Annotated in this window: 26 protein-coding genes; 21 read left to right on the plus strand and 5 right to left on the minus strand. The window is 69.7% G+C overall.

The genetic code is table 11. The features are described from left to right. Nucleotides 1–39: 39 nt before the first annotated feature. From OHA77_RS37135 to OHA77_RS37170, 8 genes are read left to right on the plus strand one after another with little or no spacing between them, the layout of a single operon-like run. On the plus strand, nt 40–1,206 hold the full coding sequence (locus tag OHA77_RS37135) for a branched-chain amino acid ABC transporter substrate-binding protein (RefSeq protein WP_406313871.1): 1,167 nt from the start codon (nt 40–42) through the stop codon (nt 1,204–1,206). Beyond that, nucleotides 1,203–2,096 (plus strand): branched-chain amino acid ABC transporter permease, encoded by an 894-nt coding sequence (locus OHA77_RS37140; protein WP_326823533.1) that lies wholly within the window; start codon nt 1,203–1,205, stop codon nt 2,094–2,096. Before OHA77_RS37135 ends, OHA77_RS37140 begins: the two co-directional genes overlap by 4 nt. Next, entirely contained in the window at nt 2,093–3,058 is a 966-nt protein-coding gene (locus tag OHA77_RS37145; protein WP_326823532.1) for an ABC transporter permease subunit, read from the plus strand. Before OHA77_RS37140 ends, OHA77_RS37145 begins: the two co-directional genes overlap by 4 nt. Continuing rightward, on the plus strand, nt 3,055–3,822 hold the full coding sequence (locus OHA77_RS37150; protein WP_326823531.1) for an ABC transporter ATP-binding protein: 768 nt from the start codon (nt 3,055–3,057) through the stop codon (nt 3,820–3,822). Before OHA77_RS37145 ends, OHA77_RS37150 begins: the two co-directional genes overlap by 4 nt. Continuing rightward, nucleotides 3,815–4,522, plus strand: coding sequence for an ABC transporter ATP-binding protein (locus OHA77_RS37155; RefSeq protein WP_406313872.1), 708 nt, complete (start codon nt 3,815–3,817; stop codon nt 4,520–4,522). The genes OHA77_RS37150 and OHA77_RS37155 overlap by 8 nt, the downstream gene beginning before the upstream one ends. A 14-nt stretch (nt 4,523–4,536) precedes the next feature. Further along, nucleotides 4,537–5,547: a proline racemase family protein gene (locus OHA77_RS37160; protein WP_406313873.1), complete on the plus strand. Its 1,011-nt coding sequence runs from the start codon at nt 4,537–4,539 to the stop codon at nt 5,545–5,547. Beyond that, a complete protein-coding gene (locus OHA77_RS37165; RefSeq protein WP_406313874.1) occupies nt 5,544–6,470 on the plus strand; it encodes an ornithine cyclodeaminase family protein in 927 nt (308 codons plus the stop codon). Before OHA77_RS37160 ends, OHA77_RS37165 begins: the two co-directional genes overlap by 4 nt. Before the next feature lie 11 nt (nt 6,471–6,481). After that, on the plus strand, nt 6,482–7,162 hold the full coding sequence (locus OHA77_RS37170) for a GntR family transcriptional regulator (protein ID WP_406313875.1): 681 nt from the start codon (nt 6,482–6,484) through the stop codon (nt 7,160–7,162). Between the two features lie 7 nt (nt 7,163–7,169). On the opposite strand, the gene OHA77_RS37175 is transcribed toward OHA77_RS37170, so the two are convergent. The 4 genes from OHA77_RS37175 to OHA77_RS37190 all read right to left on the minus strand — a co-directional run bounded on the left by OHA77_RS37175 (nt 7,170) and on the right by OHA77_RS37190 (nt 11,500). Continuing rightward, nucleotides 7,170–8,087, minus strand: coding sequence for an EamA family transporter (locus OHA77_RS37175; RefSeq protein WP_406313876.1), 918 nt, complete (start codon nt 8,085–8,087; stop codon nt 7,170–7,172). A 92-nt stretch (nt 8,088–8,179) separates the two neighbouring features. Beyond that, nucleotides 8,180–9,580 carry a glycosyltransferase family 39 protein gene (locus OHA77_RS37180; RefSeq protein ID WP_406313877.1) on the minus strand — a complete coding sequence of 467 codons (1,401 nt, stop codon included), beginning with the start codon at nt 9,578–9,580 and terminating at the stop codon, nt 8,180–8,182. Between the two features lie 200 nt (nt 9,581–9,780). Then, on the minus strand, nt 9,781–10,548 hold the full coding sequence (locus OHA77_RS37185; RefSeq protein WP_406313878.1) for an ABC transporter permease: 768 nt from the start codon (nt 10,546–10,548) through the stop codon (nt 9,781–9,783). A gap of 43 nt (nt 10,549–10,591) precedes the next feature. Then, the gene (locus OHA77_RS37190; RefSeq protein WP_406313879.1) at nt 10,592–11,500 is read right to left on the minus strand and encodes an ABC transporter ATP-binding protein; all 909 of its coding nucleotides are present in this window, start codon (nt 11,498–11,500) and stop codon (nt 10,592–10,594) included. 271 nt (nt 11,501–11,771) lie between these two features. On the opposite strand from OHA77_RS37190, the gene OHA77_RS37195 reads away from it, so the two are divergent. The 10 genes from OHA77_RS37195 (at nt 11,772) to OHA77_RS37240 (ending at nt 21,624) form a co-directional block, all read left to right on the plus strand. Beyond that, complete coding sequence (locus tag OHA77_RS37195) at nt 11,772–13,007, plus strand: multidrug effflux MFS transporter (RefSeq protein ID WP_406313880.1); 1,236 nt, start codon at nt 11,772–11,774, stop codon at nt 13,005–13,007. Between the two features lie 104 nt (nt 13,008–13,111). After that, complete coding sequence (locus OHA77_RS37200; protein WP_406319939.1) at nt 13,112–13,900, plus strand: helix-turn-helix transcriptional regulator; 789 nt, start codon at nt 13,112–13,114, stop codon at nt 13,898–13,900. Then, nucleotides 13,897–15,309 carry a Fe-S cluster assembly protein SufB gene (gene sufB, locus OHA77_RS37205; protein WP_326823522.1) on the plus strand — a complete coding sequence of 471 codons (1,413 nt, stop codon included), beginning with the start codon at nt 13,897–13,899 and terminating at the stop codon, nt 15,307–15,309. Before OHA77_RS37200 ends, sufB begins: the two co-directional genes overlap by 4 nt. Continuing rightward, nucleotides 15,309–16,427, plus strand: a complete 1,119-nt coding sequence (sufD, locus tag OHA77_RS37210; protein ID WP_406313881.1) for a Fe-S cluster assembly protein SufD — start codon at nt 15,309–15,311, stop codon at nt 16,425–16,427. The genes sufB and sufD overlap by 1 nt, the downstream gene beginning before the upstream one ends. Continuing rightward, a complete protein-coding gene (locus tag OHA77_RS37215) occupies nt 16,424–16,741 on the plus strand; it encodes a non-heme iron oxygenase ferredoxin subunit (protein ID WP_326823520.1) in 318 nt (105 codons plus the stop codon). The genes sufD and OHA77_RS37215 overlap by 4 nt, the downstream gene beginning before the upstream one ends. A gap of 2 nt (nt 16,742–16,743) precedes the next feature. Next, nucleotides 16,744–17,517, plus strand: a complete 774-nt coding sequence (gene sufC, locus OHA77_RS37220; protein ID WP_184758209.1) for a Fe-S cluster assembly ATPase SufC — start codon at nt 16,744–16,746, stop codon at nt 17,515–17,517. Further along, complete coding sequence (locus tag OHA77_RS37225; protein ID WP_326823519.1) at nt 17,517–18,776, plus strand: cysteine desulfurase; 1,260 nt, start codon at nt 17,517–17,519, stop codon at nt 18,774–18,776. The genes sufC and OHA77_RS37225 overlap by 1 nt, the downstream gene beginning before the upstream one ends. A 19-nt stretch (nt 18,777–18,795) precedes the next feature. Continuing rightward, the gene (sufU, locus tag OHA77_RS37230; protein WP_184758207.1) at nt 18,796–19,233 is read left to right on the plus strand and encodes a Fe-S cluster assembly sulfur transfer protein SufU; all 438 of its coding nucleotides are present in this window, start codon (nt 18,796–18,798) and stop codon (nt 19,231–19,233) included. After that, on the plus strand, nt 19,230–19,595 hold the full coding sequence (locus OHA77_RS37235; RefSeq protein ID WP_326823517.1) for a metal-sulfur cluster assembly factor: 366 nt from the start codon (nt 19,230–19,232) through the stop codon (nt 19,593–19,595). Before sufU ends, OHA77_RS37235 begins: the two co-directional genes overlap by 4 nt. A 364-nt stretch (nt 19,596–19,959) precedes the next feature. After that, a complete protein-coding gene (locus tag OHA77_RS37240) occupies nt 19,960–21,624 on the plus strand; it encodes a DEAD/DEAH box helicase (RefSeq protein WP_406313882.1) in 1,665 nt (554 codons plus the stop codon). A 103-nt stretch (nt 21,625–21,727) separates the two neighbouring features. On the opposite strand, the gene OHA77_RS37245 is transcribed toward OHA77_RS37240, so the two are convergent. Next, a complete protein-coding gene (locus OHA77_RS37245; protein WP_406313883.1) occupies nt 21,728–22,750 on the minus strand; it encodes a LacI family DNA-binding transcriptional regulator in 1,023 nt (340 codons plus the stop codon). Between the two features lie 165 nt (nt 22,751–22,915). Here OHA77_RS37245 and OHA77_RS37250 point away from each other — a divergent pair, with 165 nt between their 5' ends. From OHA77_RS37250 to OHA77_RS37260, 3 genes are all read left to right on the plus strand, one after another. Further along, nucleotides 22,916–24,685 (plus strand): ABC transporter substrate-binding protein, encoded by a 1,770-nt coding sequence (locus OHA77_RS37250; RefSeq protein ID WP_406313884.1) that lies wholly within the window; start codon nt 22,916–22,918, stop codon nt 24,683–24,685. A 99-nt stretch (nt 24,686–24,784) separates the two neighbouring features. Further along, on the plus strand, nt 24,785–25,780 hold the full coding sequence (locus tag OHA77_RS37255; RefSeq protein WP_326823513.1) for an ABC transporter permease: 996 nt from the start codon (nt 24,785–24,787) through the stop codon (nt 25,778–25,780). Next, the gene (locus tag OHA77_RS37260) at nt 25,777–26,682 is read left to right on the plus strand and encodes an ABC transporter permease (RefSeq protein ID WP_326823512.1); all 906 of its coding nucleotides are present in this window, start codon (nt 25,777–25,779) and stop codon (nt 26,680–26,682) included. Before OHA77_RS37255 ends, OHA77_RS37260 begins: the two co-directional genes overlap by 4 nt. Nucleotides 26,683–26,703 lie beyond the last annotated feature (21 nt).

The following is a 26,703-nucleotide window of genomic DNA, read 5'->3' on the forward strand; positions in this document are numbered from 1 at the left end:
AATGCAATGTCACATATCATTAGCTGTGAGGAGCCGCAGATGCGTGCCATCCCCCTTAAGTCCTTCGCGTCGCTGGCCGTTGTCGGCCTCCTGGTCACCGGATGTGGTCAGGGCCTGCTCGGCGGCGACGGCGGCGAGGCCGCCAAGGCAGACGACCCGATCGTCCTCGGCATGCTGATCCCCCAGTCGGGCAGCGAGGCCGCCATCGGTCCCTATATGAGCAACGCGGCGCAGCTCGCGCTCGACGAGATCAACGCCAAGGGCGGGATCCTCGGCCGCAAGCTGGAGCTGAAGACCGCTGACGACGCCTGTGACGCCCAGTCGGCGGCGGCCGGAGCCAACAAGCTGGTCACCGAGGGCGTGGATGTCTCGGTCGGAGGATACTGCTCCGGAGCGACGTTGCCCACTTTGCCGATTTTCGGCAAGGCCAACATCCCGATGATCATTCCGGCGGCCAACTCCCAGGAACTGGTCGACCAGAAGCTCAAGCACGTCTTCCTCATCAACGGCACCGGCTCCCAGCAGGCCGCCGCGGCCGAGAAGTGGATCACCAAGCAGGGCGCCAAGAGCGCCGTGCTGATGCACGACAACACCAGCTACTCCAAGGACATCGCGCTACGCACCAAGGCGTTGCTCGACGCCCCCGGCGGGGCCGAGGCCGTCCTCGTCGAGACGGTCACGCCCAAGGAGAGCGACTACAGCGCCAACATCACCAACGTGCTGGCCAAGAAGCCCGACTTCGTCTACTGGACCGGCTACTTCCAGGAGGGCGGCCTGATCGCCCGCCAGCTCCGCCAGGCCGGATACAAGGGCTCCATCATGGTCGGTGACGGCTCGGTCTCGCCCAAGCTGGTCGAGATCGCCGGTGCCGAGGCCGCCGAGGGCGTCTACGCCACGATGACCCAGACCCCCGAGACGCTGGAAGGCGCCGAGGGCTGGGTGGCGGCCTACAAGAAGAAGTACAACGCCGAGCCCGGCCCCTACTCCAACCAGGCCTACGACGCGGTGCGGCTGGCCGCCGAGGCGGTCGCCAAGGCGGGCGGCACCGACGGAGCCAAGGTCATCGCCGCACTCGAGGCGATGGACGGCTTCTCGATGTTCTCCGGGCCGCTGAAGTTCACCCCCGAGCACACCCTGTCGAGCGGCGGCTTCCAGATCCTCGTCGTCAAGGATGGCAAGATCACCTTGCAGGACTCTCTCAAATGACACAGCTCGTCTGGAACGGCCTGTTCGTCGGCTCGTTCTACGCCCTGGTCGCGCTGGGCTACAGCATGGTCTACGGGATCATCAAACTGCTCAACTTCGCCCACGGCGACCTGTACATGATCGGCGCGTTCATCGGCTTCGCCGTCCTCGGCGCGGTCGGTGGCGTGTCCGCCTCGATGGCCCTTCCCCTGCTGCTCGTGGTGCTCCTGGCGACCATGGTCCTCACCGGCCTGGCCGGGGTGGCACTGGAGCGGATCGCCTACCGGCCGTTGCGCCGCGCGCCCCGGCTCTCCCTGCTCATCACCGCGGTCGGCGCGTCCTTCGCCCTGGAGTACGGCATGCGCGCCGCCGCCGGAGCCGACCCGCGGGTCTATCCGGTCCGCCTCGGCGGTACCTCGGTCGAGGTGCTCGGCGCCAGGCTGACCCTCCAGCAGCTCGTGCTGGTCGGGGTGGCCGTGGTCCTGATGTTCGGACTCAACCTGCTGATCACCCGGACCCGCGAGGGCCGGGCCATGCGGGCCATCGCACTCGACCCGAGCACCAGCTCGCTGATGGGCATCGACGTCAACGCGGTGATCTCCCGGACCTTCTTCCTCGGTTCGGCCCTCGCCGGGGCCGCCGGGGTGATGGCGGGGGCCTACTACGGGAAGATCGACTTCCTGATGGGCTTCCTGATCGGGCTCAAGGCCTTCACCGCGGCCGTCATCGGTGGCATCGGCAACATCCCGGGCACGATGCTCGGCGGGCTGCTGCTCGGGCTGCTGGAGTCGTTCGGCACGTACTGGCTGGGCGGTGAATGGCGCGACGTCTTCGCCTTCGGGGTGCTGATCCTGTTCCTGACCGTGCGGCCCACCGGCCTGCTCGGCGAGCGAGTGACGGAGCGGGTATGACCGAAACGACCAAGGCCCGCCGGGTAGGCACGGACAAGCCGCCCACCCGGGCGTCGAAACTGCTGCAGAACAGATGGGCCGGGATCGCCGGGCTGCTGCTCGCCCTGCTGGCGCCGTTCGTCAACGCCACGCCGTACGCGCTGTCGGTCATGACCAGCGCGGCCATCTTCGTGATGCTCGCCGCCGGGCTGAACATCGTGGTCGGCTACTGCGGCCTGCTCGACCTGGGCTACGTCGCCTTCTTCGCGGTCGGCGCGTACACCAGCGGGGTGCTGTCCACCCGCTTCGACCTGCCGCTGCTGGTCACCGTGCCCGCCGTCATCGTGGTCACGGTCGTCGCCGGGATCATCATCGGCGCGCCGACCCTGCGGCTGCGCAGCGACTACCTCGCCATCGTGACCCTCGGCTTCGGCGAGATCATCCGGATCACCGCGAACAACCTGGACGTCACCGGGGGCCCGTCGGGCATCTACGGCATCCCGCATCTGACCGACAGCCCGGTGATCTTCTACTACCTGACCGTGGTGGTCGTCTCCCTCGCCGTCCTCGGCGCGGCCAGGCTGGGCCGCTCCCGGCTGGGCCGGGCCTGGCGGTTCGTCCGCGAGGACGAGGACGCGGCCGAGGCCATGGGCGTGCACACCTACCGGGTCAAGCTCGCCGCCTACATCGCGGGCGCCGTCTGGGGCGGTCTGGCCGGGGTCCTGTTCGCCGCGCAGCTTTCGGCCATCTCCCCGGGCAGCTTCACCTTCCTGCAGTCCGCGCTGGTCCTGATGGCGGTGGTGCTGGGCGGCATGGGCTCGATCCCCGGCGTCGTCATCGGCGCCGTCGTGATCAGCCTCCTGCCGGAGTTCCTGCGCGACCTCGCCGACTACCGGTTCTTCATCTTCGGCGTCCTCCTCATCGCCGTCATGCTCCTGCGCCCGCAGGGGCTCTGGCCCGCCCGTTCCAAGGAGGTCTCGTGAGCCTGCTGAGTGTGGAGGATCTCCACCTGTCCTTCGGCGGACTGCTGGCCATCGACGGGCTCACGTTCTCGGTGGACGAGGCGGAGATCGTCTCCGTCATCGGGCCCAACGGCGCGGGCAAGACGTCGGCCTTCAACTGCGTCACCGGCTTCTACCGCCCCACCTCGGGCCGGATCACCCTGCGGGGCAAGGACCTGCCGGGCCTGAGACCGTCCGCCATCGCCGGACTCGGCGTCGCGCGCACCTTCCAGAACCTGCGCCTGTTCGGCGAACTGTCGGTGCTGGACAACGTGCGCGCCGGATCGCACCTGTGGCTCAAGCAGAGCGTCCTGGACTCCCTGCTGCACACCCCCCGCTACCGCCGCTCGGAACGCGAGTGCACCGAGCAGGCCCACCACTGGCTGGACTTCGTCGGCCTGCGCGGCGACCGCTACAGCGAGGCCCGCAACCTGCCCTACGGCGAGCAGCGCCTCACCGAGATCGCCAGGGCCCTGGCCCGCCGCCCCGACCTGCTGCTGCTGGACGAGCCCGCCGCCGGGCTCAACCACGGCGAGAAGACCGAGATGCTCGACCTGATCCGGCGGATCCAGGCGCTGGGTGTGGCGATCGTGCTCATCGAACACGACATGGGCCTGGTCATGGAGGTCTCCGAACGCGTGGTCGTGCTCAACTTCGGCAAGGAGATCGCCGACGGCCCCCCGGAGGACGTCCGCCGGAACCCGGCCGTCATCGAGGCCTACCTCGGGAGCGACGCCCATGCTTGAGATCGACGGACTGGATGTCCACTACGGCGGCGTGCACGCCCTGCGCGGCCTGTCACTGGCCATCGCGCCGGGAGAGATCGTCGCCCTGCTGGGCAACAACGGCGCGGGCAAGACCACCACGCTGTCGGCGGTCTCCGGTCTGGTGCGGCCCACCGCCGGCAAGGTCGTCTTCGACGGGCACGACGTCACCAGGGACAGACCCCACAAGATCACCGCACGGGGCCTGGTGCACGTCCCCGAGGGCCGCAAGGTTTTCAGCACCCTCACCGTGCACGAGAACCTGCAGCTCGGCGGCTACCTGGTCCGCGACCAGGCCGAGATCCGCAAGCGGATCCAGCGCGTCTACGAGCTGCTGCCCCGGCTGGCCGAGCGGCGCGCCCAGCAGGGCGGCACGCTGTCCGGTGGCGAGCAGCAGATGCTCGCCATCGGCCGGGCGCTGGTCACCGGGCCCCGGCTGCTGCTGCTCGACGAGCCCTCCATGGGCCTGGCCCCGCTGGTGGTCGCCTCGGTGATGGAGCTGATCGCCGACATCAACGCCGAGGGCACCTCGGTGCTGCTCGTCGAGCAGAACGCCACCGCCGCACTCAAGATCGCTCACCGCGGCTACGTCATCGAGAACGGCGAGTGCGTGCTGGACGGCCCGGCCGCCGAGCTGCGCGAGGACGCCCGGGTGGTCGAGGCGTACCTCGGCGGAGTCTGACGGAACGGGGAAAGATGATTCACACGATCGACTACCACACCGGCGGTGAGCCGTTCCGGATCGTCACCGCCGGTGTGCCCGACATCCCCGGCGGCACGGTGCTCGAACGCCGTGAGTCGGCGAGAGCCCCGGAGATCGACGGTGTGCGGCGGCTGCTCTGCCACGAGCCGCGCGGGCACGCCGACATGTACGGCTGCTTCCTGGTGCCGCCGGACGACGCGGGGGCCGACCTCGGCGTGCTGTTCTGGCACAAGGACGGCTACTCCACCGCCTGCGGCCACGGCACCATCGCGCTCGGTGTCCACGCCGTGGACAGCGGGCTGGTCAAGGCCGATCCGGAAGGGGAGACCGACGTCGTCGTGGACGTCCCGTCCGGCAGGGTGACGGCCCGGGTCCGCTGTGCGGCGGGCCGGGTCGAGGCCGTCACCTTCCGGAACGTGCCGTCCTACGTGCTCGCACGGGACGTCGAGCTGGGCCCGCTCGCCGGGACTGGCCCGTCCTTTGCGGGCACCGGTTCCGGCCCGCTCACCGGGATCAGGGCCGACGTCTCCTACGGCGGAGCCATCTACGCCTCCGTTCCGGCCGCGGCGTTCGGGCTGAGCGTGGCGCCCGAGCACCTCACCGAGCTGATCGCGCTCGGCCGGGCGGTGAAGGCGGCCCTGGCCGGTCACCCCGCCTCCTGGCATCCGGGCGACGACCGGCTCTCCGGGATCTACGGCGTCGTCTTCTACGACGAGCTGGGCCCCGGGCACCAGCGCAACGTCACGGTCTTCGCCGACGGCGAGGTGGACCGCTCGCCCTGCGGCTCGGGCACGGCCGCCCGGCTGGCCCTGCTGCACGCCGACGGCTTCACCGGCACGCTCCACCACGAAAGCATCGTGGGGACCTCCTTCCGCGCCCGGGTGGCCGAGGTGACCGAGGAAGGGGTCGTCCCCGAGGTGGAGGGCATGGCCTACCGCACCGGAGAGCACCGGTTCGCCCTGGACCCGCGCGACCCCCTCGGCACCGGGTTCACGCTGCGATGAGCACGCCGCCCTACCTGGACGGGGAAGCCCTGCGCGAGCTGGTGCCGATGGCGCGGGCCGTACAGGTGCTCCAGGACGCGCTGCGCGACGGACTCGACCCCGAGGACACCCCGCAGCGGCCCGTCGTGGAGGTCCCCGCCGGGCAGTTGCTGCTGATGCCCGCCGCGTGGGGCCGCTACGCCGGGATCAAGATAGCCGGGGTGGCGCCCGCCAACCCCTCGCGCGGCCTGCCGCGGATCCAGGGCGCCTACCTGCTGATGGACGGGGAGAGCCTGGCTCCGCTGGCCGTGATGGACGGTGTCGCGCTCACCTCGCTGCGCACCCCCGCGGTCTCCGCGCTGGCCGTACGGCATCTGGCCGAGCCCGGCGCCTCGACGATGGCGGTGTTCGGCACGGGGCCGCAGGCGTGGGGGCACGTGGAGGCCTTCCGCGCGGTCCGGCCGGTGCGGCGGGTGAGTGTGATCGCCAGGGACGCGGCGAAGGCGCGCGCTTTCGCCGCCCGGTGCGCCGCCGAGGGGCTCCGGGCCGACGCGGCGACCGAGCCCGGCGATGCCGATCTGATCGCCTGCTGTACGACCTCCAGAACTCCCCTGTTCAACGGTAGGCTCACCCGGGATGACGCGACCGTGATCGCGGTCGGCTCTCACGAGCCGGATGCCAGGGAGATCGACGATGATCTCGTCGCACGCGCCACGGTGGTCGTCGAGGCTCGCGGGGCCGCTCTCGCCGAGGCGGGCGACCTGATCATCCCGTTGCGGAACGGTACGATCACCGTCGGTCATCTCGTCGGCAACCTTGGTGAGCTGGTCGCCGGCGCCGTGCCCCGCGCTCCGGGGCCCCGGGTGTTCAAGAGCGTTGGTATGGCGTGGGAAGACCTGGTGGTGGCTGCCGCCGCCTACGAGGCGTGGACGCGAGCGAGATGAGAGGCGAGGGAATGGCCCCTTCGGCGGAGGACCGGCTCGACCTGCCGGTCGTGGGTGAGCGGCAGAGCCTGCGGGAGCAGGTGGCCCACGCGCTGCGGGCCGCCCTGATCACCGGTGAGATGCGGGCGGGGGTGATCTATTCGGCGCCCGCGCTGGCCGCCCAGTTCGGCGTCTCGGCGACCCCGGTGCGTGAGGCGATGCTCGACCTGGCCAAGGAGGGCCTGGTCGAGGCGGTGCGCAACAAGGGCTTCCGGGTCACCGAGCTGTCCGACCGCGACCTGGACGAACTCACCGAGATCCGCCGGCTCATCGAGGTGCCCACGGTGGCGCGGCTGGCCGACACGGCCCGTGCGGAGAGCTTCGATCTGCTGCGCCCGGTGGCCCAGCAGATCGTCGCAGCCGCCGAGCACGGCGACCTGCTCGCCTACGTGGACGCCGACATCCGCTTCCACGTGGACCTGCTGGCGCTGGCGGGCAACGGGCACCTGGTGGACGTGGTGCGCGACCTGCGCAAACGGGCCCGTCTGTACGGTCTGGCCGCCCTCTACGAGCGCGGTGGCCTGGTCGACTCCGCACGAGAGCACCTCGACCTGCTCGACCTGCTCTCCGCGGGCGACACCGGCGGATCCGAGCGGCTGATGCGCAACCACATCCAGCACGTGCGGGGCATCTGGGCCAGCAAGCCGGAATAGGCCCCCTTCAGCGGGAGCTGCGGGTCGCGCCCACGCTGGCGACGACCACGCAGCCGATGGCGGCCCATTCACGCACCTGGAGCACCTCGCCCAGCACCAGCAGGCCGACCAGCGCGGCCACCGCGGGCTCCAGGCTCATCAGGATGCCGAACACCTGCTTCGGCATCCTGCGCAGAGCCTCCAGTTCGATCGAATAGGGGATGACCGACGACAGCAGGCCCACCCCCAGCCCGATCAGCATCAGTTCGGGCTGGAGCAGATCGGCGCCGCCCGTACCGATCCCCACGGGGGCGATCAGCAGGAACGACACGATCATGGCGAAGGACAGGCCGGTCGTGCCGGGGAAACGCTGGCCCACGGCCGCCGACAGCAGGATGTAGCCCGCCCAGCAGACCGCCGCGACCAGCGCGAAAGCGATGCCGGCCCAGCTGATCCGCGACCCCGTCGCCCCCCACGGGGCCAGCAGCACCACGCCGGAGGCGGCCAGCCCGACCCAGAGCAGGTCAAGGCGGCGGCGCGAGGCGGCCACCGCCACTCCGAGCGGGCCGAGGAACTCGATCGCCACCGCGATGCCCATGGGCAGCCGGGCCAGCGCCTCGTAGAACGACAGGTTCATCACACCCAGCGTCACGCCGAACGCCGCTCCCAGCCCGACGTCCAGGCGGGTCAGCCCCTTCAGCCGCGGCCGGGCCACCACACCCATGACGAGCGCGCCCATCGCGATCCGCAGGAACACCACCGCGCTCGGCGGCAACTGGGAGAACAGGTCCTTGGCGAAACCGGCGCCCACCTGGACCGACAGGATGGCCAGCAGCACCAGCCCGGACGGCGGGATGGCATCGGAGGCCGCCCGCAGCAGCGCTCCCGGCCTGGGCAGGCCCGGCTTGTACGGCTCCGCGGGCCCATGCAGGGATTGGGCGGTCATCGAATCTCCTTGAGCGTGGAGACCCCAGGCTTCAGCCGCGGGGAGGAAGTCATGAGGTTCCTCGGGTCAGGTGCCACGGGATCCTTCACACCTTACCGATTCGGGTGCGGTCGCCGGTGCGGCGTCCGCGATGCGAGATCGGCCGCGGAGTCCGGTGCGAGGCCGGCCTGCCGGGTGTAGAGCGCCACGGTCATGCCGGGCATCCGTCCCACCTGCCATGACCGGTCCCGGGTGAACCCCGCCCGGACCAGCGCGCCGGGCCGGTCGCTTCCCGAGCTCGCGCTCCCGCCGTTCCCGCGCCAGAGCACCCAGACCCGCTCGCGCCCGTCGAGGACGGCGGTGACGTCGGTGCGCTCCGGGTAGTTGAAGGAGTCCGGCCGGGGATCGGCGCCGGCGAGCAGCACGTCGTCGGGGAGGCTCCGCCCGCCGTAGTAGAGCATTCCGGTCCGCAGCCACGACCCGTTGTACATGATCGCGTCACCGGGGAGGGCGGCGTCCGAGATGATCCGCACCGCGCGGGGGAAGTTCTCGTGGTGCCCGTCCTCGCGGCGGACGTCCAGTTGCCCGGGCAGCCCGGCGGCCAGGGCGGCCGTCAGGGCGAGCGCGACGAGCAGGGGGGACATCGAGGCGAGCGCGAGCCCGGCCAGCAGGGCGTAGGCCGGCACCGTCGCGAACAGGTAGCGGTCGACGTAGACCGGGGAGACCAGGTGGGACAGGCCGAACAGCAGGACGGGCGGCAGGACGGCCCAGCCGGCCAGGAGCGTGGTCCAGAGCCGGTGGACATGGTGCCGCCGGGCGAGCAGCAGGCCGGCCAGGGCGAGAACGAGCAGGATCCCACCCGCGGGCGCGGTGCCCCCGGCCATCTTGGGCAGGGCCAGGAAGACCGTCGGCTCGGGCAGTTTTATCCAGCTGATCGCGTGCCGCTCGTTGAAGCCCACCACCGCCCAGACGGCTCCCGGAACGCATCCGAGGGCCATGCCGGGCAGTATCCGTCCCAGGGCGCCTCTGCGGTGCAGGGTGACGGCGAGCAGGTGGGCGGCCAGGACGAGCAGGGCGAACACCTGCGTACAGCCGAGCAGTGCGACGGCCGCGGCGTACTTCCACCGGCCCCCGCGCCACTCCGGCTCCTCGACCAGCCGGTACAGCGCCCAGGTGGCCAGGACCGCCATCGCGGCCGCTAAGGCGTAGGACCGGACGTTCTGCCCGTGGTAGGAGACCGACGGCAGGAACACGTAGACGGTGGCCGCGGTCATCCCGGCGGGCCGGGAGTGCAGGCGTCTCCCCAGGTCGGCGACGAGCGTGGCCGCGACTCCTGTCGCAATCGCCGAGGGCAGCCGCAGCCACCACTCGGCCTGGCCGAACTCCAGCCACAGGTGCATGAAGGCGTAATAGGGCAGGAAGTGCCCGTCGATGTGCTGCGCCAGTTCCCAGAGTCCCGCCGCGCCCCGGCGGGCCGCGCTGAGGGTGGCCATCTCGTCCGATGACTGGGACACCGTCCATGAGCCGACAACGGCGACAATCGTCGCAGCAAGTCCCACGGCCATAGCCGGCCAGATCTGCCCCGTTTGTCGTGTCGCCGACGCGCGTGGAGATCGCGTTTCGGTAATGATCACCCGGGAGATGCTAAATGACCTTGATCATTGCCTGGTCGATCTTCGAGCAATGATCGCTCCGGGAATGTCAAGATTCCCGGTCACTCCCAGCGGAACGTCCGGGAGGTGAGCAGGAGCGAGAGCACCGCCCATACCGCCAGGATCGCTGCGGCGGCCAGCGGCAGGCCGCTTCCTTCGCTCAGCACCGAGCGGAGCCCGCCGGCCAGGGCGGAGATCGGCAGCAGTTCGAGCACCGGCTGCACCGAGCCGGGGAACTTCGACAGGGGGAAGATCACGCCACCGCAGCCGAGCATGATCAGGAAGACCAGATTGGCCGCGGCGAGGGTGGCCTCGGCCCGCAGGGTGCCCGCCATCAGCAGGCCGAGCCCGCTGAACGCGGCGGTGCCCAGCAGGATCAGCAGGAGCGCGGCCAGTGGGGAGCCCGCCGGCCGCCAGCCCAGGACGGCCGCCACCCCGCTGATGACGACCACCTGGATGATCTCCACGGCGATCACCGCGAGCGTCTTGGCCAGCATCAGCCCGGTCCGGGACAGCGGGGTCGCGCCCAGCCGCTTCAGCACGCCGTAGCGGCGCTCGAACCCGGTCGCGATGGCCTGCCCGGTGAAGGCCGTGGACATCACGGCCAGCGCGAGCACACCGGGGGTGACGAAGTCCACCCGGGAGCCGCCGCCGACGTCCACCAGCGGCGCCGCCGAGAATCCGACGAGCAGCAGCACCGGGATGATCATCGTGAGCAGGAGCTGCTCGCCGTTGCGGAGCATCGCCCGGATCTCCGCGCCCGTCTGCGCCAGCACCATGCGGCGCAGCGGCGCGGCCCCCGGGGCGGGGGTGAGGTCCAGGGTCGTCACGGTGCTCTCCTGCGGTCGGGCGCGGGCCGTACTCGGTGAAGGGTCATCGGAGCTCCCGGCCGGTCAGCTCCAGGAAGACGTCTTCCAGGGTGCGGCGCTCGATGCTGAGATCGTCGGCGGTGACGCCCTCGGCGGCGCACCAGGCGGTCACGGTCGCCAGCAGTTCGGGGCCCACCTGTCCCTCGATGATGTAGTGCCCCGAGGGAGACTCCTTGGCCGTGCTGCCGGCGGGCAACGCGGTGAGCAGTTCGTCCAGGGTGAGTCCGGGACGGGCGCGGAAGCGCAACTGCCGTTCGGCGCCGGTGAGCGAGGAGGGGGTGCCCTCGGCCACCACCGTGCCGTGATCGATGATCACGACCCGGTCGGAGAGCTTCTCCGCCTCGTCCATGTGGTGGGTGGTGAGCACCACCGAGACCCCGCAGCTCCGCAGGTCGCCCACCAGCTCCCAGCACGCGTGCCGGGCCTGGGGGTCCAGACCCGCGGTGGGCTCGTCAAGGAAGACCAGCTCGGGGCGGCCGATGACGGCCGCGGCCAGTGACACGCGCTGCTGCTGGCCGCCGGAGAGCCTGCGGTAGGGCGTGCGGGCGTGCTCGGTCAGCCCGAGCCGCTCCATCAGCACCGCCGGGTCCAGCGCGTTGACGTGGAAGCGGGCCATCAGGCGCAGCCACTCCCCGCAGCGCGTCGCCGGAGGCACACCCCCCGACTGGAGCATCACCCCGACCCTCGCCCGCAGCTCCGGGCGGGAGGGGGGGAGTCCGAGCACGTTCACGGTGCCGCCGTCGGCCCGGCGGAATCCCTCGCATATCTCGATGGTCGAGGTCTTGCCCGCGCCGTTGGGACCGAGGAGCGCGGTGACCGCGCCACGGGCGGCACTGAGCGTGAGGCCGTCGATCGCCGTCGTCCGGCCGTATCTCTTGACCAGGTCGACGATCTCGACGGCTGGGGATTCCATGGCCACGAGTTTAGGGACTGTACCGGCCGGTCACGTTGGCGGACCTGCCGGTTGGAGCTCCCTCATGTCCGGTGGAGGGCCGCGGACGGATCCCGCCGAGGGCATCGGCCTCCCATCGGGTGGCCCAAGCCATCCCATGTCGCCAAAATCAGATTTAAACATTTTTTTGTGAAATTTCCCGAATTTGGGAATTCGGTTGACCTGGTCATGGGTTGAGATCGCTGGCCCTGACGGGCCTGTCGTGGCCGGTGAGGGAAAAGAGGATCTTGATATGACCGTGGCTGTCGCCGTGCCGGAGATCGCGCCGGTCGCGCGGCGCAGAGGGCTGCTGCTGCTCATTCTGGGCGCGCTGTCCGCGATCGGCCCGCTCTCGATCGACATGTACCTGCCCGCGCTGCCCGCCATCGCCGGGGAGATGGGCACGAGTCAGGCTCAGGTGCAGCTCACCCTGACCGCCTGCCTGATCGGTGTCTCCGTCGGGCAGGTGATCGCAGGCCCGCTCAGCGACGTGCGCGGCCGGCGGACGCCGCTGCTGGTCGGCATCGCCGCCTACGCCGTGGCCTCGCTGCTGTGCGCCTTCTCGCCCTCGGTCTACGGACTGGTCGGCTTCCGTCTGCTCCAGGGGATCGCGGGCGGCGCCGCGCTGGTGATCGTCCGCGCGGTCGTCCGCGACCTGTACGAGGGGGCGGCCATCGCCCGCATCTTCGCCACCCTCATGCTCGTCAGCGGTCTCGCCCCGATCCTGGCCCCGATCGCGGGCGCGCAGCTGCTCAACCACACCTCCTGGCGCGGCGTTTTCGTATCGCTGAGCGTCGCCGGGCTCCTGCTGCTGGCCGCCGCCCTGTCCGGGGTGCGCGAGACCCTTCCCCGGGACCGGCGCGAGGGCGGAGGACTCCGGCACACCCTCGTCACCTTCGGGCACCTGCTCCGCAACCGGTCCTTCATGGCCAGCGCGCTGGCCGGCGGACTCGGCTTCGGCGGCATGTTCGCCTACATCTCCGGCTCGCCGTTCGTGCTCCAGCAGGTGTACGGCGCCTCGCCGCAGACCTTCTCCCTGGTGTTCGCGCTGAACGCGCTCGGCCTGACCGTCACCGCGCAGATCGGCGGCCGCCTCGCCGGACGCAGGGTGGCTCCCGCGCGGCTGATCCTCGTCGGCCTGTCCCTCTCACTGGTCGGAGCCGGTCTGCTGCTGGCCACCGCGCTCCTGGCGCTGCCCCTCGCCGCGCTGGTCGCCGCGCTGTTCGTGATGATGTGCGGGGCCGGGTTCGTCCTGCCGGGCACCGGCGCGCTCGCCCTGGCCGGCCAGCCCCAGCAGGTGGCCGGGAGCGCCTCGGCGCTGACCGGCGTGCTGCAGTTCGCCATCGGCGCGGTCTCGGCCCCGCTGGTCGGGCTGGGCGGTGAGGGCTCCGCGCTGCCGATGGCCACCGTCCTGACCGGGCTCACCCTCGCCGCCTTCGCCGCCTTCGTCGGCCTGCGGAGGAGCCCGAACGGTGACTCTCCGAGTTAGGTAAGGCTTGCCTGCGTGACAAATTGCATCCTGGCGAGTCGGCCACAGGTTTGTCAGCTGGGAAGTAATTACGCCACACTGATGTTGTGAAATACGTGAGCCAGATGACAGGCACGTCGGAGACCGCCATCGCGCGGCCCTCCGGCGGGTCCGCCGAGCGCGGCACGCGTGCGCGTGTCGCCCGGCTCATCATGGAGCACGGTCCCATCACCGCCGCCGCCCTCGGCGAACGGCTCGGCCTCACCCCGGCCGCGGTCCGCCGCCATCTGGACGCGCTGCTGGCCGAGGGGATGATCGAGCCCCGTACGGCCCGGCCCCGCGGTCAGCGGGGAAGAGGACGGCCGGCGAAGTTGTTCGCCATAACCGACGCCGGGCGCAGCGCCTTCGAGCACGCCTACGACGGGCTCGCGGGAAACGCGCTGCGGTTCCTCGCCGAGCGCGTGGGCGAGGACGCGGTGGCGGAGTTCGCCCGGTCGCAGGTGTCCGGCCTCGTCGGCCGGCTGCGGCCGGAGATGAGCAAGGTCCCCGCCGACCAGCGGGTCCGTGTGCTGGCCGAGGCCCTGTCGGCCGACGGCTACGCGGCCTCGGCGAGCAAGGCCAGCCTCGGCGGCGAGCAGTTGTGTCAGCACCACTGTCCGGTCGCGCACGTGGCCGCGGAGTTTCCGCAGCTCTGCGAGGCCGAGACGGAGGCGTTCGCGCAGATCCTCGGCACCCCGGTGCAGCGGCTCGCGACCATCGCCCACGGCGACGGAGTGTGCACCACCCACGTGAGCCCGCACAGAGCGGTCGAGCCGGGAGAGCGAGAGGCGAGCGAGTGGGCACCCGAGCAGGCGCGACCATCCATAAGGCAACAAACGATCGATGACGCATCGAGCAAGGAGACCGGAAGGTGACTGTCACCGACCGCCCGGAGCTGGAAGGCCTCGGGAATTATAAGTTCGGCTGGGCTGACTCGGACGCTGCCGGATCGGCGGCCCGCCGCGGCCTGTCCGAGGAAGTCGTCCGTAACATCTCCGCGCTCAAGAACGAGCCGGAGTGGATGCTGGACCTCCGCCTGAGGGGCCTGCGCCTGTTCGGCAAGAAGCCCATGCCGAACTGGGGCTCCGACCTCAGCGGGATCGACTTCGACAACATCAAGTACTTCGTGCGCTCCACCGAGAAGCAGGCCGCCTCCTGGGACGACCTGCCCGACGACATCAAGAGCACCTACGACAAGCTCGGCATCCCCGAGGCGGAGAAGCAGCGCCTGGTCGCCGGCGTCGCCGCCCAGTACGAATCCGAGGTCGTCTACCACAAGATCCGTGAGGACCTTGAGGAGAAGGGTGTCATCTTCGTCGACACCGACACCGCGCTCAAGGAGCACGAGGACCTCTTCAAGGAGTACTTCGGCACCGTGATCCCGGTCGGCGACAACAAGTTCGCCGCGCTGAACACGGCCACCTGGAGCGGCGGCAGCTTCATCTACGTGCCGCCGAACGTCAACGTCGAGATCCCGCTGCAGGCCTACTTCCGGATCAACACCGAGAACATGGGCCAGTTCGAGCGGACCCTGATCATCGTGGACGAGAACTCCTACGTCCACTACGTCGAGGGCTGCACCGCGCCGATCTACTCCTCCGACTCGCTGCACAGCGCGGTCGTGGAGATCATCGTGAAGAAGGGCGCCCGCTGCCGTTACACGACCATCCAGAACTGGTCGAACAACGTCTACAACCTGGTCACCAAGCGCGCCGTCGCCTACGAGGGCGCGACCATGGAGTGGGTCGACGGCAACATCGGCTCCAAGGTCACCATGAAGTACCCGGCCGTCTACCTGATGGGCGAGCACGCCAAGGGCGAGACGCTGAGCGTCGCCTTCGCGGGTGAGGGCCAGCACCAGGACGCCGGCGCCAAGATGGTGCACCTCGCGCCGAACACCAGCTCCACCGTGATCTCCAAGTCCGTCGCCCGTGGCGGCGGCCGCACCTCCTACCGCGGTCTGGTCCAGATCGAGGAGGGCGCGCACGGCAGCGCCAGCACCGTCAAGTGCGACGCGCTGCTGGTCGACCAGATCAGCCGTTCCGACACCTACCCCTACGTGGACGTGCGCGAGGACGACGTCTCCATGGGACACGAGGCCACGGTCTCCAAGGTCTCCGACGACCAGCTCTTCTACCTGATGAGCCGCGGTCTGAACGAGGACGAGGCGATGGCGATGATCGTGCGCGGCTTCGTCGAGCCGATCGCGCGCGAGCTCCCGATGGAGTACGCCCTCGAACTGAACCGCCTGATCGAGCTGCAGATGGAAGGAGCCGTCGGCTGATGGGTCTCGAAACCAAGCCCCTGTCGACCCTCCACGAGAAGTCCTCCTACGACGTGGCGGACTTCCCGGTCCCGAACGGACGCGAGGAGGAGTGGCGGTTCACCCCCCTGTCACGCCTGAAGGGCCTGCACGACGCCGCCGTCGCGGCCGGCGGCGTGCTGGTCCACGTCGACGCGGCCCCCGAGGTCACGGTGGAGACCGTGGGCCGCGACGACCAGCGGCTCGGCAGGTCCTATGTGCCCGCCGACCGGGTCAGCGCCCAGGCCTACTCCGCCTTCGAGAAGGCCACCGTCCTCACGGTGCCCCGTGAGGCCGTCGCCTCCAAGCCGACCGTGATCACCTTCACCGGCTCCGGCGAGGGCGCCGCCTACGGCCACACCCTGATCACGCTGGAGCCGATGGCCGAGGCGGTCTTCGTCCTGGACCACCAGGGCAGCGCGACCTACGCCGACAACGTCGAGTTCGTCGTGGGCGAGGGCGCCACGCTCAAGGTCGTCAGCCTGCAGGACTGGGCCGACGACGCCGTGCACGTCTCCCACCACCACGCCCTGCTCGGCAAGGACGCGACCTTCCGCAGCTTCGTGGTCACCCTCGGCGGCGACCTGGTACGGCTCTCGCCGTCGGTCTCCTACGGCGGTCCCGGCGGCGACGCCGAACTGACCGGCCTCTACTTCGTGGACGCCGGCCAGCACCTGGAGCACCGCCTGCTGGTGGACCACTCCCAGCCGAACTGCAAGAGCAACGTCACCTACAAGGGTGCGCTGCAGGGGCAGGACGCCCACGCGGTCTGGATCGGCGACGTCATCATCCGGGTCGAGGCCGAGGGCACCGACACCTACGAGCTCAACCGCAACCTCCTGCTCACCGACGGCGCCCGCGCCGACTCGGTGCCGAACCTGGAGATCCTCACCGGCGAGGTCGCCGGAGCGGGTCACGCCAGCGCCTCGGGCCGGCTGGACGACGAGCACATCTTCTACCTCCAGGCCCGTGGCATCCCGTTCGACGACGCGCGCCGCCTGGTCATCCGGGGCTTCTTCGCGCAGCTGCTGGAGAAGATCGAGCTTCCCGAACTGCGTGAGCGGGTGCTCGCCAAGCTAGAGGCGGAGCTCGAAAAGTGACGTTCGAGAAGGTCTGCAAGCTCAGCGACATCCCCGATGACGGCGTCATCGGCCTGGAGGTGGGGGAGACCCCGGTCGCCCTGGTCCGCCGGGGCACCGAGGTCTTCGCCCTGCACGACGTCTGCTCACACGCCGAGGTGAAACTCAGCGAGGGCGAGATCTACGACGAGACCCTGGAGTGCTGGCTGCACGGCTCGTGCTTCGACCTGCGCTCCGGCAAGCCCACCGGCCCGCCCGCCACCAAGCCCGTCCCCGTCTACCACGTCAAGATCGACGGCGATGACGTTCTCGTCTCGCTCTCGAAGGAGTCATAACAGTGTCTGATTCGAGCCGAGTCCGCTCGGGATCCACCCTGGAGATCCGTGACCTGCACGTCGCCGTCGGGGACAAGGAAATCCTGCGCGGCGTCAACCTGACCGTCCGGGCCGGTGAGACCCACGCCATCATGGGCCCCAACGGTTCGGGTAAGTCCACGCTCGCCTACGCGATCGCCGGCCACCCGAAGTACACCGTCACCGGCGGCCAGGTCCTGCTGGACGGCGTCGACCTGCTGGAGCTGTCGGTCGACGAGCGCGCCCGCGCCGGCCTGTTCCTCGCCATGCAGTACCCCGTCGAGGTCCCCGGCGTCAGCGTCTCCAACTTCCTGCGCTCGGCGGTCACCTCCGTGCGCGGCGAGGCCCCCAAGCTCCGTGAGTTCGCCAAGGACCTGAAGTCCGGCATGGACGCCCTGTCCATCGACGCCGCCTTCGCGCAGCGCAACCTGAACGAGGGTTTCTCCGGCGGTGAGAAGAAGCGCCACGAGATCCTCCAGCTCGAGCTGCTCAAGCCGAAGATCGCCGTGCTCGACGAGACCGACTCCGGCCTGGACGTCGACGCGCTGCGCGTGGTCTCCGAGGGCGTCAACCGCTTCCGGTCCTCCGGTGACACCGGCGTCCTGCTCATCACCCACTACACCCGCATCCTGCGCTACGTGAAGCCGGACTTCGTCCACGTCTTCGCGGCCGGGCGGATCGTGGAGCAGGGCGGTCCCGAGCTCGCCGACAAGCTCGAGGCCGAGGGTTACGAGGCCTACACGAAGGCATCGGCCTGATGAACGCGGGCTTTGACGTGGAGAGGATCAGGAAGGACTTCCCGGTCCTCTCCCGCGAGCTGTCCGGCGGCCGGCCGCTGGTCTACCTCGACTCGGCCAACTCCGCCCAGAAGCCCACCCAGGTGGTCGAGGTCATGCGCGAGCACATGGCCATGCACTACGCCAACGTCGGCCGCGCCATGCACGCGCTGGGGGCCGAGTCCACCGAGGCGTACGAGACGGCCCGCGACAAGGTCGCCGCCTTCGTCGGCGCGCCGAGCCGCGACGAGATCGTCTTCACCAAGAACGCCTCCGAGGCGCTCAACCTGGTGGCCTACGCCTTCGGCAACCGCACCAACGACGACCCTAGGTTCCGGATGGGGCCGGGCGACGAGATCGTCATCTCCGAGATGGAGCACCACTCCAACATCGTGCCGTGGCAGCTGCTCGCGCAGCGCACCGGCGCCACGCTGAAGTGGTTCTCGGTCACCGACGAGGGCCGGCTGGACCTGTCGAACCTCGAAGAGCTGGTCACCGAGCGGACGAAGATCGTTTCGATCGTGCACCAGTCCAACGTGCTCGGCACGGTCAACCCGGTCGGGCAGGTGCTCGCCAGGTCCCGCCAGGTCGGGGCCCTGGTGATGCTGGACGCCTCGCAGTCGGTGCCCCACCAGCAGGTGGACGTCGCCGCGCTCGGCGTGGACTTCATCGCCTTCACCGGGCACAAGGTCGTCGGTCCCTCCGGGATCGGCGCGCTGTGGGGCCGGGCGGAGCTGCTTGAGGCCATGCCCCCGTTCATGGGCGGCGGAGAGATGATCGAGGCGGTCTGGATGGACCGCTCGACCTACGCACCCGCGCCGCACAAGTTCGAGGCGGGCACCCCGCCGATCGTCGAGGCCGTCGGTCTCGGCGCCGCGGTGGACTATCTGTCCGCGATCGGGATGGACGAGATCGCCCGTCACGAGCGCGAGCTCACCGGATACGCGCTGGGCGCGCTGGGAGAGCTCCCCGGTCTCCGGGTGATCGGTCCGGCGGACCTCGACGCGCGGGGCGGTACGGTGTCGTTCACCCTGGAGGGGATTCACCCGCACGACGTTGGGCAGATCCTGGATGACAACTTCGGTGTGGCAGTGCGCGTGGGCCATCACTGCGCCCGCCCGCTGCACCTGAGGTTCGGGATCCCCGCCACCACGCGGGCGTCCTTCTACCTTTACAACACACCGGCCGAGATCGACGCCCTGGTCCGCGGCCTCCACCACGTGCAGAAGGTGTTCGCCTAGCCATGCCGGAGCAGTTGAGATGATCGCCGAGTCCATGTACCAGGAGCTGATCCTGGAGCACTACAAGCATCCCCAGGGACGGGGACTGCGCGACCCGTACGACGCCGAGGTCCACCACGTGAACCCGACGTGCGGCGACGAGATCACCATGCGGGTGAAGCTGGGTGACGGCGGCAAGGTCGAGGACGTCTCCTACGACGGCCAGGGCTGCTCCATCAGCCAGGCCGCCGCCTCGGTGCTGTACGAGCTGACCGCCGGCTCGACGGTGGACGAGACCCTCGCCGTGGTGGAGGAGTTCACCCGGCTCATGCAGAGCAGGGGACAGGTCGAGGCGGACGAGGACGTGCTCGGGGACGCGGTGGCGTTCGCCGGGGTCTCCAAGTTCCCGGCTCGGGTGAAGTGCGCCCTGCTGGCCTGGATGGCATACAAGGACGCGGTTGTGAGGAGTTCCACATGAGCAAGCCTGTTGAGACGCCGACGGCGGCGTATGACGGGGAGACGACCCTTGACGAGGTCATGGAGGCCCTCAAGGACGTCGTGGACCCCGAACTCGGGATCAACGTCGTCGACCTCGGTCTGATCTACGGGGTCAACCTCGACGCCGCGGAGGCGGGCAGCCCGCCGATCGCGACCATTGACATGACGCTGACCAGCGCGGCCTGCCCGCTCACCGACGTCATCGAAGACCAGGCGCACTCCGCTCTGGACGGCATGGTCTCCGACGTGAAGATCAATTGGGTCTGGCTCCCGCCGTGGGGACCGGACAAGATCACTGACGAGGGGCGCGAGCAGTTGCGCATGCTTGGTTTCAACGTCTGACACCCCTTTTGTTACGGCTCGCACCTCCCGGGGTGCGGGCCGTACCGAATTGTGTGAGAGGATGCCCGATGCCGGGAAGAAAAGCCCGGCTCGGAGCGTTGGCTCTGACAACGGGCAAGCGTCCACGTAATGCCGGACGCCCCGGACCGACCTGGCACTGCGAACGCCGGGTATGCTTGATCGTGGTTTGACTGCGTGCGGGTAAGCTAGACCCGCCCCGTGCGGTGCGCCTCGACTTGCACCGCACTACCGCCCCGAAGTGGGTGTTGATTCAGTGTGGCCTCACGCCACGCGCTCCAGGCTCGTCCTTTCGCAGAAGTGACGTGCCCCGTTCTTCTATCGAAAGGCACGAACCTTCGTGACCATGCTTGACGCTGCCCTGCCCGAAATCACCGTTCTTCCCGAGGTTCCCGCCGGGCCGTCCGAGTTCATTCTCCTCGGCCTGCCGAAGCCGCTGGTGACCGGGCTTTCCCGCCAGGGCATCGACAGCCCCTTCCCCATCCAGCGGGCTACGATCCCCGACATCCTCGCCGGTCATGACGTTCTCGGCCGCGGCCAGACCGGCTCCGGCAAGACTCTGGCCTTCGGCCTGCCGATGATGACCCGCATCGCCGGGAGCAAGGCCCGCCCCGGCCGTCCCCTCGCCGTCATCCTCGTGCCGACCCGTGAGCTGGCCATGCAGGTGACCGACGCGCTCGAGCCGCTCGGCCGCGGTCTGTCCCTGCGGATGAAGACCGTCGTCGGCGGCATGTCGATGGGCCGTCAGATCGAGGCGCTGCGCCGTGGCGTCGAAGTCGTGGTGGCCACCCCGGGCCGGTTGACCGACCTGATCCAGCAGGGCGAGTGCACGCTGGACGAGGTCCAGGTGACCATCCTGGACGAGGCCGACCACATGTGCGACCTCGGCTTCTTCCCGGTCGTCAGCGCGATCCTGCAGCAGACCCCGGGCGACAGCCAGCGCCTGCTGTTCTCCGCCACCCTCGACGGTGACGTCGACAAGCTCGTCCGCCGCTTCCTCACCAACCCGGTGACCCACTCGATGGCCCCGGCCGCCTCCTCGGTCGACACCATGGAGCACCACGTGGTCGAGGTGCACCGCGACGACAAGTTCCCGGTGACCGCCGAGATCGCCAACCGCGAGGGCCGCACCATCATCTTCGTGCGCACCCAGCACGGAGTCGACCGGCTGTGCAAGCAGCTCGCCCAGGTCGGCATCAAGGCGGGCGGCCTGCACGGCGGCAAGCGCCAGAACCAGCGCACCCGCATCCTCGCCGAGTTCAAGGAAGGTGCGATCAACGTCCTGGTCTGCACCGACGTCGCGGCTCGCGGCATCCACGTCGACAACATCAGCCTCGTGCTGCACGTCGACCCGCCGCAGGACCACAAGAGCTACCTGCACCGTGGTGGCCGTACCGCCCGCGCCGGGGAGAAGGGCACCGTCATGACGCTGGTGCTCCCCAACGAGCGCCGCTCCACCGACGCGATGACCCGCCGGGCGGGCATCAAGCCCTTCCGCCTCAAGGCCACTCCCGGGCACCCGCGCCTCGCGGAGATCGCCGGTGCGAGCCAGCCCAGCGGCGAGTCGATCCCGGTCTGGGAGCCCTCGGCTCCGGCCGCCAAGCAGCGTGAGCGTCGTGGCTTCGGCAACGGCGGCGGCGGTTCCCGCGGCCCGCGCCGGTTCCGTGACCGTCCGGCCCACGGTGGCGAGGGCCAGTCCCGCGAGCGCTCCTACGGCGACGACAGCCGTGGCGGCGAGCGCGGCGGCACCGCCGGTGGGGGCGGCCAGTACCGCTCGGACCGTTCCGGTGGCGCCGGTTACCGCGGCGACCGTCCTGCGGGCGACCGCGAGGCGTTCCGCGGCGACCGTCCCGCCGGTGGCGGCTACCGTGGCGGCGAGCGGCGTGAGCCGTTCCGCAGCGGTGAGCCGTTCCGCGCCGAAGGCCGTCCCGACAGCCGTGGCGGCTCGCGCGGCGGCGGCTTCCGCGGCGGCCGCGGTGGCGACCACGCGGCGGGTCGCTCCGGCCGCTGACACCTGGCTCCGGGCCGCCACGCAGGCCGCCTGACCAGCTTGACCCCGAGGGGCCGGTACGGCGATCCGCCGTACCGGCCCCTCGGGCGTCTCCGGGGACGGTTCACCCGGCGCCGGCGAGCGGGGGAGCGGTGCTGTCCCGGGGGGTGAGGCGGGCGGCACGGTCCTCGAACGCGGTCACCTGGTCACCCGCGATGAGAGCGAGCAGCCGGCGGGCCGCGTGCCCGCCGTACGCCGGGATGTCGCGGCTGAGCGCGGTGAGCGGCGGACGGACCACCTGCGACAGCGGCGAGTCGTCCCACGCGACGATCGACAGGTCCCGGGGGACGTCGAGTCCCATCTCCCGGGACACCGACAGGCCGGCCACGGCCATGATGTCGTTGTCGTAGACGATCGCGGTGGGTCGTACGGGGGAGCTGAGCAGCCGCCGGGTGGCCCGTGCGCCCTCCTCGCCGGTGTAGTCGGTATGCGCCGTCACCTGCTCGGCCCCCAGGCCGGCGCAGGCACCGGTGAAGGCCCGGTCCCGCAACGCGGTGTGCACCAGGCGCGGCAGGCCGCCGACCCTGGCGATCCTGCGGTGTCCCAGCGCGACCAGATACTCCACCGTCTCGTGTACGGCACGTCCGTCGTCCGACCAGACGGCGGGCAGCGTCCCTGCTCCGGACGGATGGCCGAGCACCACGGTGGGCAGGCCGAGCGCCTCCAGACCGGCCACGCGGGGGTCGTCGACGTGCAGGTCGACCAGGATGGCCCCGTCGATGCGGCCCTCGCCCCACCAGCGGCGGTAGACCTCGATCTCCCGCCCGTGGTCGGCGACCACCTGCAGCATGAGCGCGTAGGAGCGGGCCGACAACTCGGCCTCGATGCCGCTGACGAGCTCCATGAAGAACGGCTCCACGCCCAGCACGCGAGCCGGCCGGCACAGGGCCAGCCCGACGGTGTGCGCCCGTGCGTCGTTCAGCGTGCGGGCGGCGCTGCTGGGACGCCAGCCGATCTCCTCGGCGATCGCCAGGATCCTGGCGCGGGTGCTCTCCGAAACCCCCGGCTGCCCGTTGAGAGCGTAGGAGACCGCCCCCTTGGAGACTCCGGCCTGCCTGGCGACGTCCGCGATCGTCGGTCTTCTCATGGTCTCCCTTGCTGATCGCCCCGATTGTAACTGAACCGGTCCAGAAAGCTATTGACACGCTAGACACCCGGACTTTACGGTCGCGTTACTTATCCGGTTCAGCAGTCGCATGCGGTCGCGCGGGTAGTCGGTTGGGAGCGCTCCCATGCTGAAGAGGAGACAACGATGCGGACTCGACGGCGGTTCCTTGCCCTTGGCGCGGCGACCTGCCTGCTCGCGGCGGCCTGCACGGAAGGCTCGACTCAGCCGTCCGCTCCCAGCGCACCACCACAGGCCTCGGGCGGACCGGCCTCCGCACCCGCACCCGCGGCCGGCGGGTCCTTCCCGCGCAACGAGACCCTCTACACCAGCGGCACCCAGTGGGGCCCGCCGGCCAACTGGAATCCGCTGCGCACCTGGGACTCGGCCACCGGGACCAAGGGGCTCGTCTACGAGACGCTGTTCCTGTACGACCCCCAGACGGACAAGTTCACGCCGTGGCTGGCGGAGAGCGGCACCTGGACCGGTGAGAAGACCTACGAGCTCAACCTCCGCAAAGGCGTCACCTGGGCGGACGGCAAGCCCTTCACCGCCGCCGACGTGATCTTCACCGTCGAGCTCGGCAAGATGAAGACGGTCCCCTACGCCAATCTGTGGACCTGGCTGGAGAAGGCCGAGGCGACCGGTGACCAGAAGGTGACGTTCACCTTCTCCAAGGCCAACCACCAGCAGTGGGCCAACTGGGTCTACAACAACGCGATCGTCCCCAAGCACATCTGGGAGGGGCGCTCGGAGGACGAGGTGATGAACGGGACCAACGAGAAGCCGGTCGGCACCGGGCCGTACGCCTACCACAGCCACGACCAGGACCGTGTGGCCTGGGTCAAGCGCGACGGCTGGTGGGCCACGGCGGCGCTGGGCAAGGACGTCAAGCCCAAGTACGTCGTCGACATCGTCAACTCCAGCAACGAGGTGGCGATGGGCCTGCTGCTGCAGAAAGGCCTGGATCTCAGCAACAACTTCCTGCCCGGGGTGGCCAACCTGGTCAAGGGCAACTTCGGTATCCAGACCTACTACCCCGAGCCGCCGTACATGCTCTCGGCCAACACCGCCTTCCTGGTCCCCAACACGGAGAAGAAGCCGACGAGCGACCCCGCCTTCCGCAAGGCGCTCGCCGGCTCCATCGACACCAAGAAGATCGTCGAAGGCGTCTACGGCAACATCGTCAAGGCGGCCAGTCCCACCGGCCTGCTTCCCCAGTGGGACAAATACATCGACCAGGCCGTGGTGGCCGAGAAGGGCTTCTCCTTCGACACCGGGAAGGCGAAGAAGCTCCTGGCCGACGCCGGCTACAAGGACACCGACGGTGACGGGCTGGTGGAGAACAAGGACGGCTCCAAGGCCTCGCTGAAGATCATCGTTCCGGCCGGGTGGACCGACTGGATGGAGGCCGCCCGGGTCATCGCCGAGGGCGCCAAGGCCGCCGGCATCGACCTCACCGCCGAGTTCCCCGACTACAACGCCCTGGTCGACCAGCGCGGTTCGGGCAAGTTCGACCTGCTGCTCAACAACGAGCGGCAGCTGTCCAACACCCCCTGGATGTACTACGACTACATCTTCCAGCAGCCGGTCAACAAGGTGCAGAACACGGTCAACTTCGGCCGCTACAAGAACAAGGAGGCCTGGGACCTGGTTCAGGAGCTCGACGGCAAGAAGGTCGACGACGTCGAGGGGATGAAGCAGGTCGCCTCGGAGATCCAGAAGATCCAGCTGGACGATCTGCCGGTGATCCCGCTCTGGTACAACGGCCTGTGGGCCCAGACCAGCAATGCGGTCTGGACGAACTGGCCGTCGTCGGCGCCCGGCACCCCCAAGACCCCGCCGACCATGTGGCGCAACTGGCTGGAGCTGGGCGGAGTCCTGACCCTCACCGAGCTCAAGCCGGCCGGCGGCTGACCGGCGACGCAGCCCCCTGCCCCGCTCCGGGACCCGCGGGGGATTCCGCGGGCTCCCGGCGAGGGGCAGGGGCCCATCTCGCCGATTCGGGAGGATCGTTTGCGACGCTATTTCGGCAGGAAGCTACTCGTCTACGGGCTCACCTTCCTGGTGGCCGTCACGATCAACTGGATGATCCCGCGCTTCATGCCGGGTGACCCCGTACAGAGCATGCTCGCCAGAGCCAACGTCTCGCAGCCCGCCGCGGTGGAGGCCATGCGCGCCCACTACACCGGCCTGTTCGGGCTCGACCTGCCGCTCTGGCAGCAGTACGGCAATTTCTGGGCCGCCCTCTTCCGCGGGGATCTCGGCATCAGCGTCTGGCTGTTCCCGACGCCCGTCACCGACGTCATCATGCGGGCCGTGCCGTACACGCTGGCTCTGCTCGTTCCGGCCATCCTGCTCAGCTGGTGGGCGGGCAACAGGTTCGGCGCGTTCGCGGCCAGGCGCAGCTGGCTCGACAACACGGCACTGCCCATCGGCTACGTGCTCACCGCGACCCCCTACATGTGGCTGGCCATCCTGCTGGCCTGGGGACTGGGCGTCGTCGCGGGAGTCTTCCCCGTCTCCGGCGGCTACAGCTTCGCCATGCGGCCGAACTGGTCCTGGGAGTTCGCCGGCGATCTCGCGTTGCACTGGTTCCTGCCGTTCGCCTCGCTGTTCCTCGTCGCCTTCGGCGGATGGGCGATCGGCATGCGCAACATGATCATCTACGAGCTGGAGGCCGACTACTCCACCTATCTCGCCTCGCTCGGCGCGCCCGCACGGCTGATCCGGCGCTACGCGTTCAGGAACGCCGTCCTGCCGCAGATCACCGGCCTGGCCCTGCAGCTCGGAGTGCTCGTGGCGGGCGCCCTGGTCACCGAGATCGTCTTCTCCTACCCGGGGCTCGGTCACCTGATCCTCCAGGCCATCCAGAACCAGGACTTCTTCCTGCTGCAGGGGGCCTTCCTGTTCATCGTCGTCGGAGTGCTGGCCGCCAACTTCGTCATCGACGTCGTCTACGTCCTGGTCGACCCGCGCACCAGGACCGGAATGGGAGGCGAGGCGGCATGACGGCCGACCCCGGCACCACCCCCGAGACGGCTCCCCAGGCCGCCCCGGCCGTTCCCGCCCGGCGGAACGAGGCCCTGTACTTCGCGGTCCGCAACGGCAAGCTCCTGGCGGGGCTCGCCGTACTGCTCCCGCTGCTCGTCCTGGCCGTGGCCGGCCCGCTGCTCACCGGCGGTGACCCGAACGCCTACGTCGCCGCTCCGGCCTCGCCGCCCTCGTCCGAGCGCTGGTTCGGCACCACGATGTTCGGTCAGGACGTCTTCGCCCAGTTCGTGTACGGCCTGCGGATCACGTTCGTGGTGGGGGTGCTCGGCGGCGGGCTGGCCGCGGTCATCGGCATGGTGATCGGGTTCACCGCCGGCTACCGGGGCGGCCTGGTCGACGAGGTGCTGAACATGCTCACCAACATCGTCCTGGTCCTGCCCGCGCTGGCCGTGCTCCTGATCGTCAACGCCTACCTGGGCATCCGCAGCGTCGGCGTGCAGGCGCTGTTCATCGGGCTCACCTCCTGGCCGTGGGCGGCCAGGGCCATCAGAGCCCAGACGTTCTCGCTGCGCTCACGCGACTTCGTGGACCTGGCGAGGCTGAGCGGCGTGTCCACCTGGAAGATCATCTCCAGGGAGATCGCGCCCAACATGAGCTCCTACCTGGTGATGACCTTCATCCTGCTGTTCGGCGGGTCGATCCTGATCGCCGCCTCGCTCGACTTCATCGGGCTCGGCCCCAGCCAGGGGGTCTCACTCGGCCTGATGCTCAACAACGCGGCCCGCTGGAGCGCGCTCCATCTGGGCCTGTGGTGGTGGTTCGTACCGCCGGGGGCCGGCATCACCGCGATCGTCGGCGCCCTCTACGTCATGAACGTCGGCTTGGACGAGGTGTTCAACCCCAAACTGCGGGAGCTGTAGTTGAACGGGCAGCGAAACGAC

The organism is Streptosporangium sp. NBC_01639 (genome assembly GCF_045209755.1).
Classification (GTDB): domain Bacteria; phylum Actinomycetota; class Actinomycetes; order Streptosporangiales; family Streptosporangiaceae; genus Streptosporangium.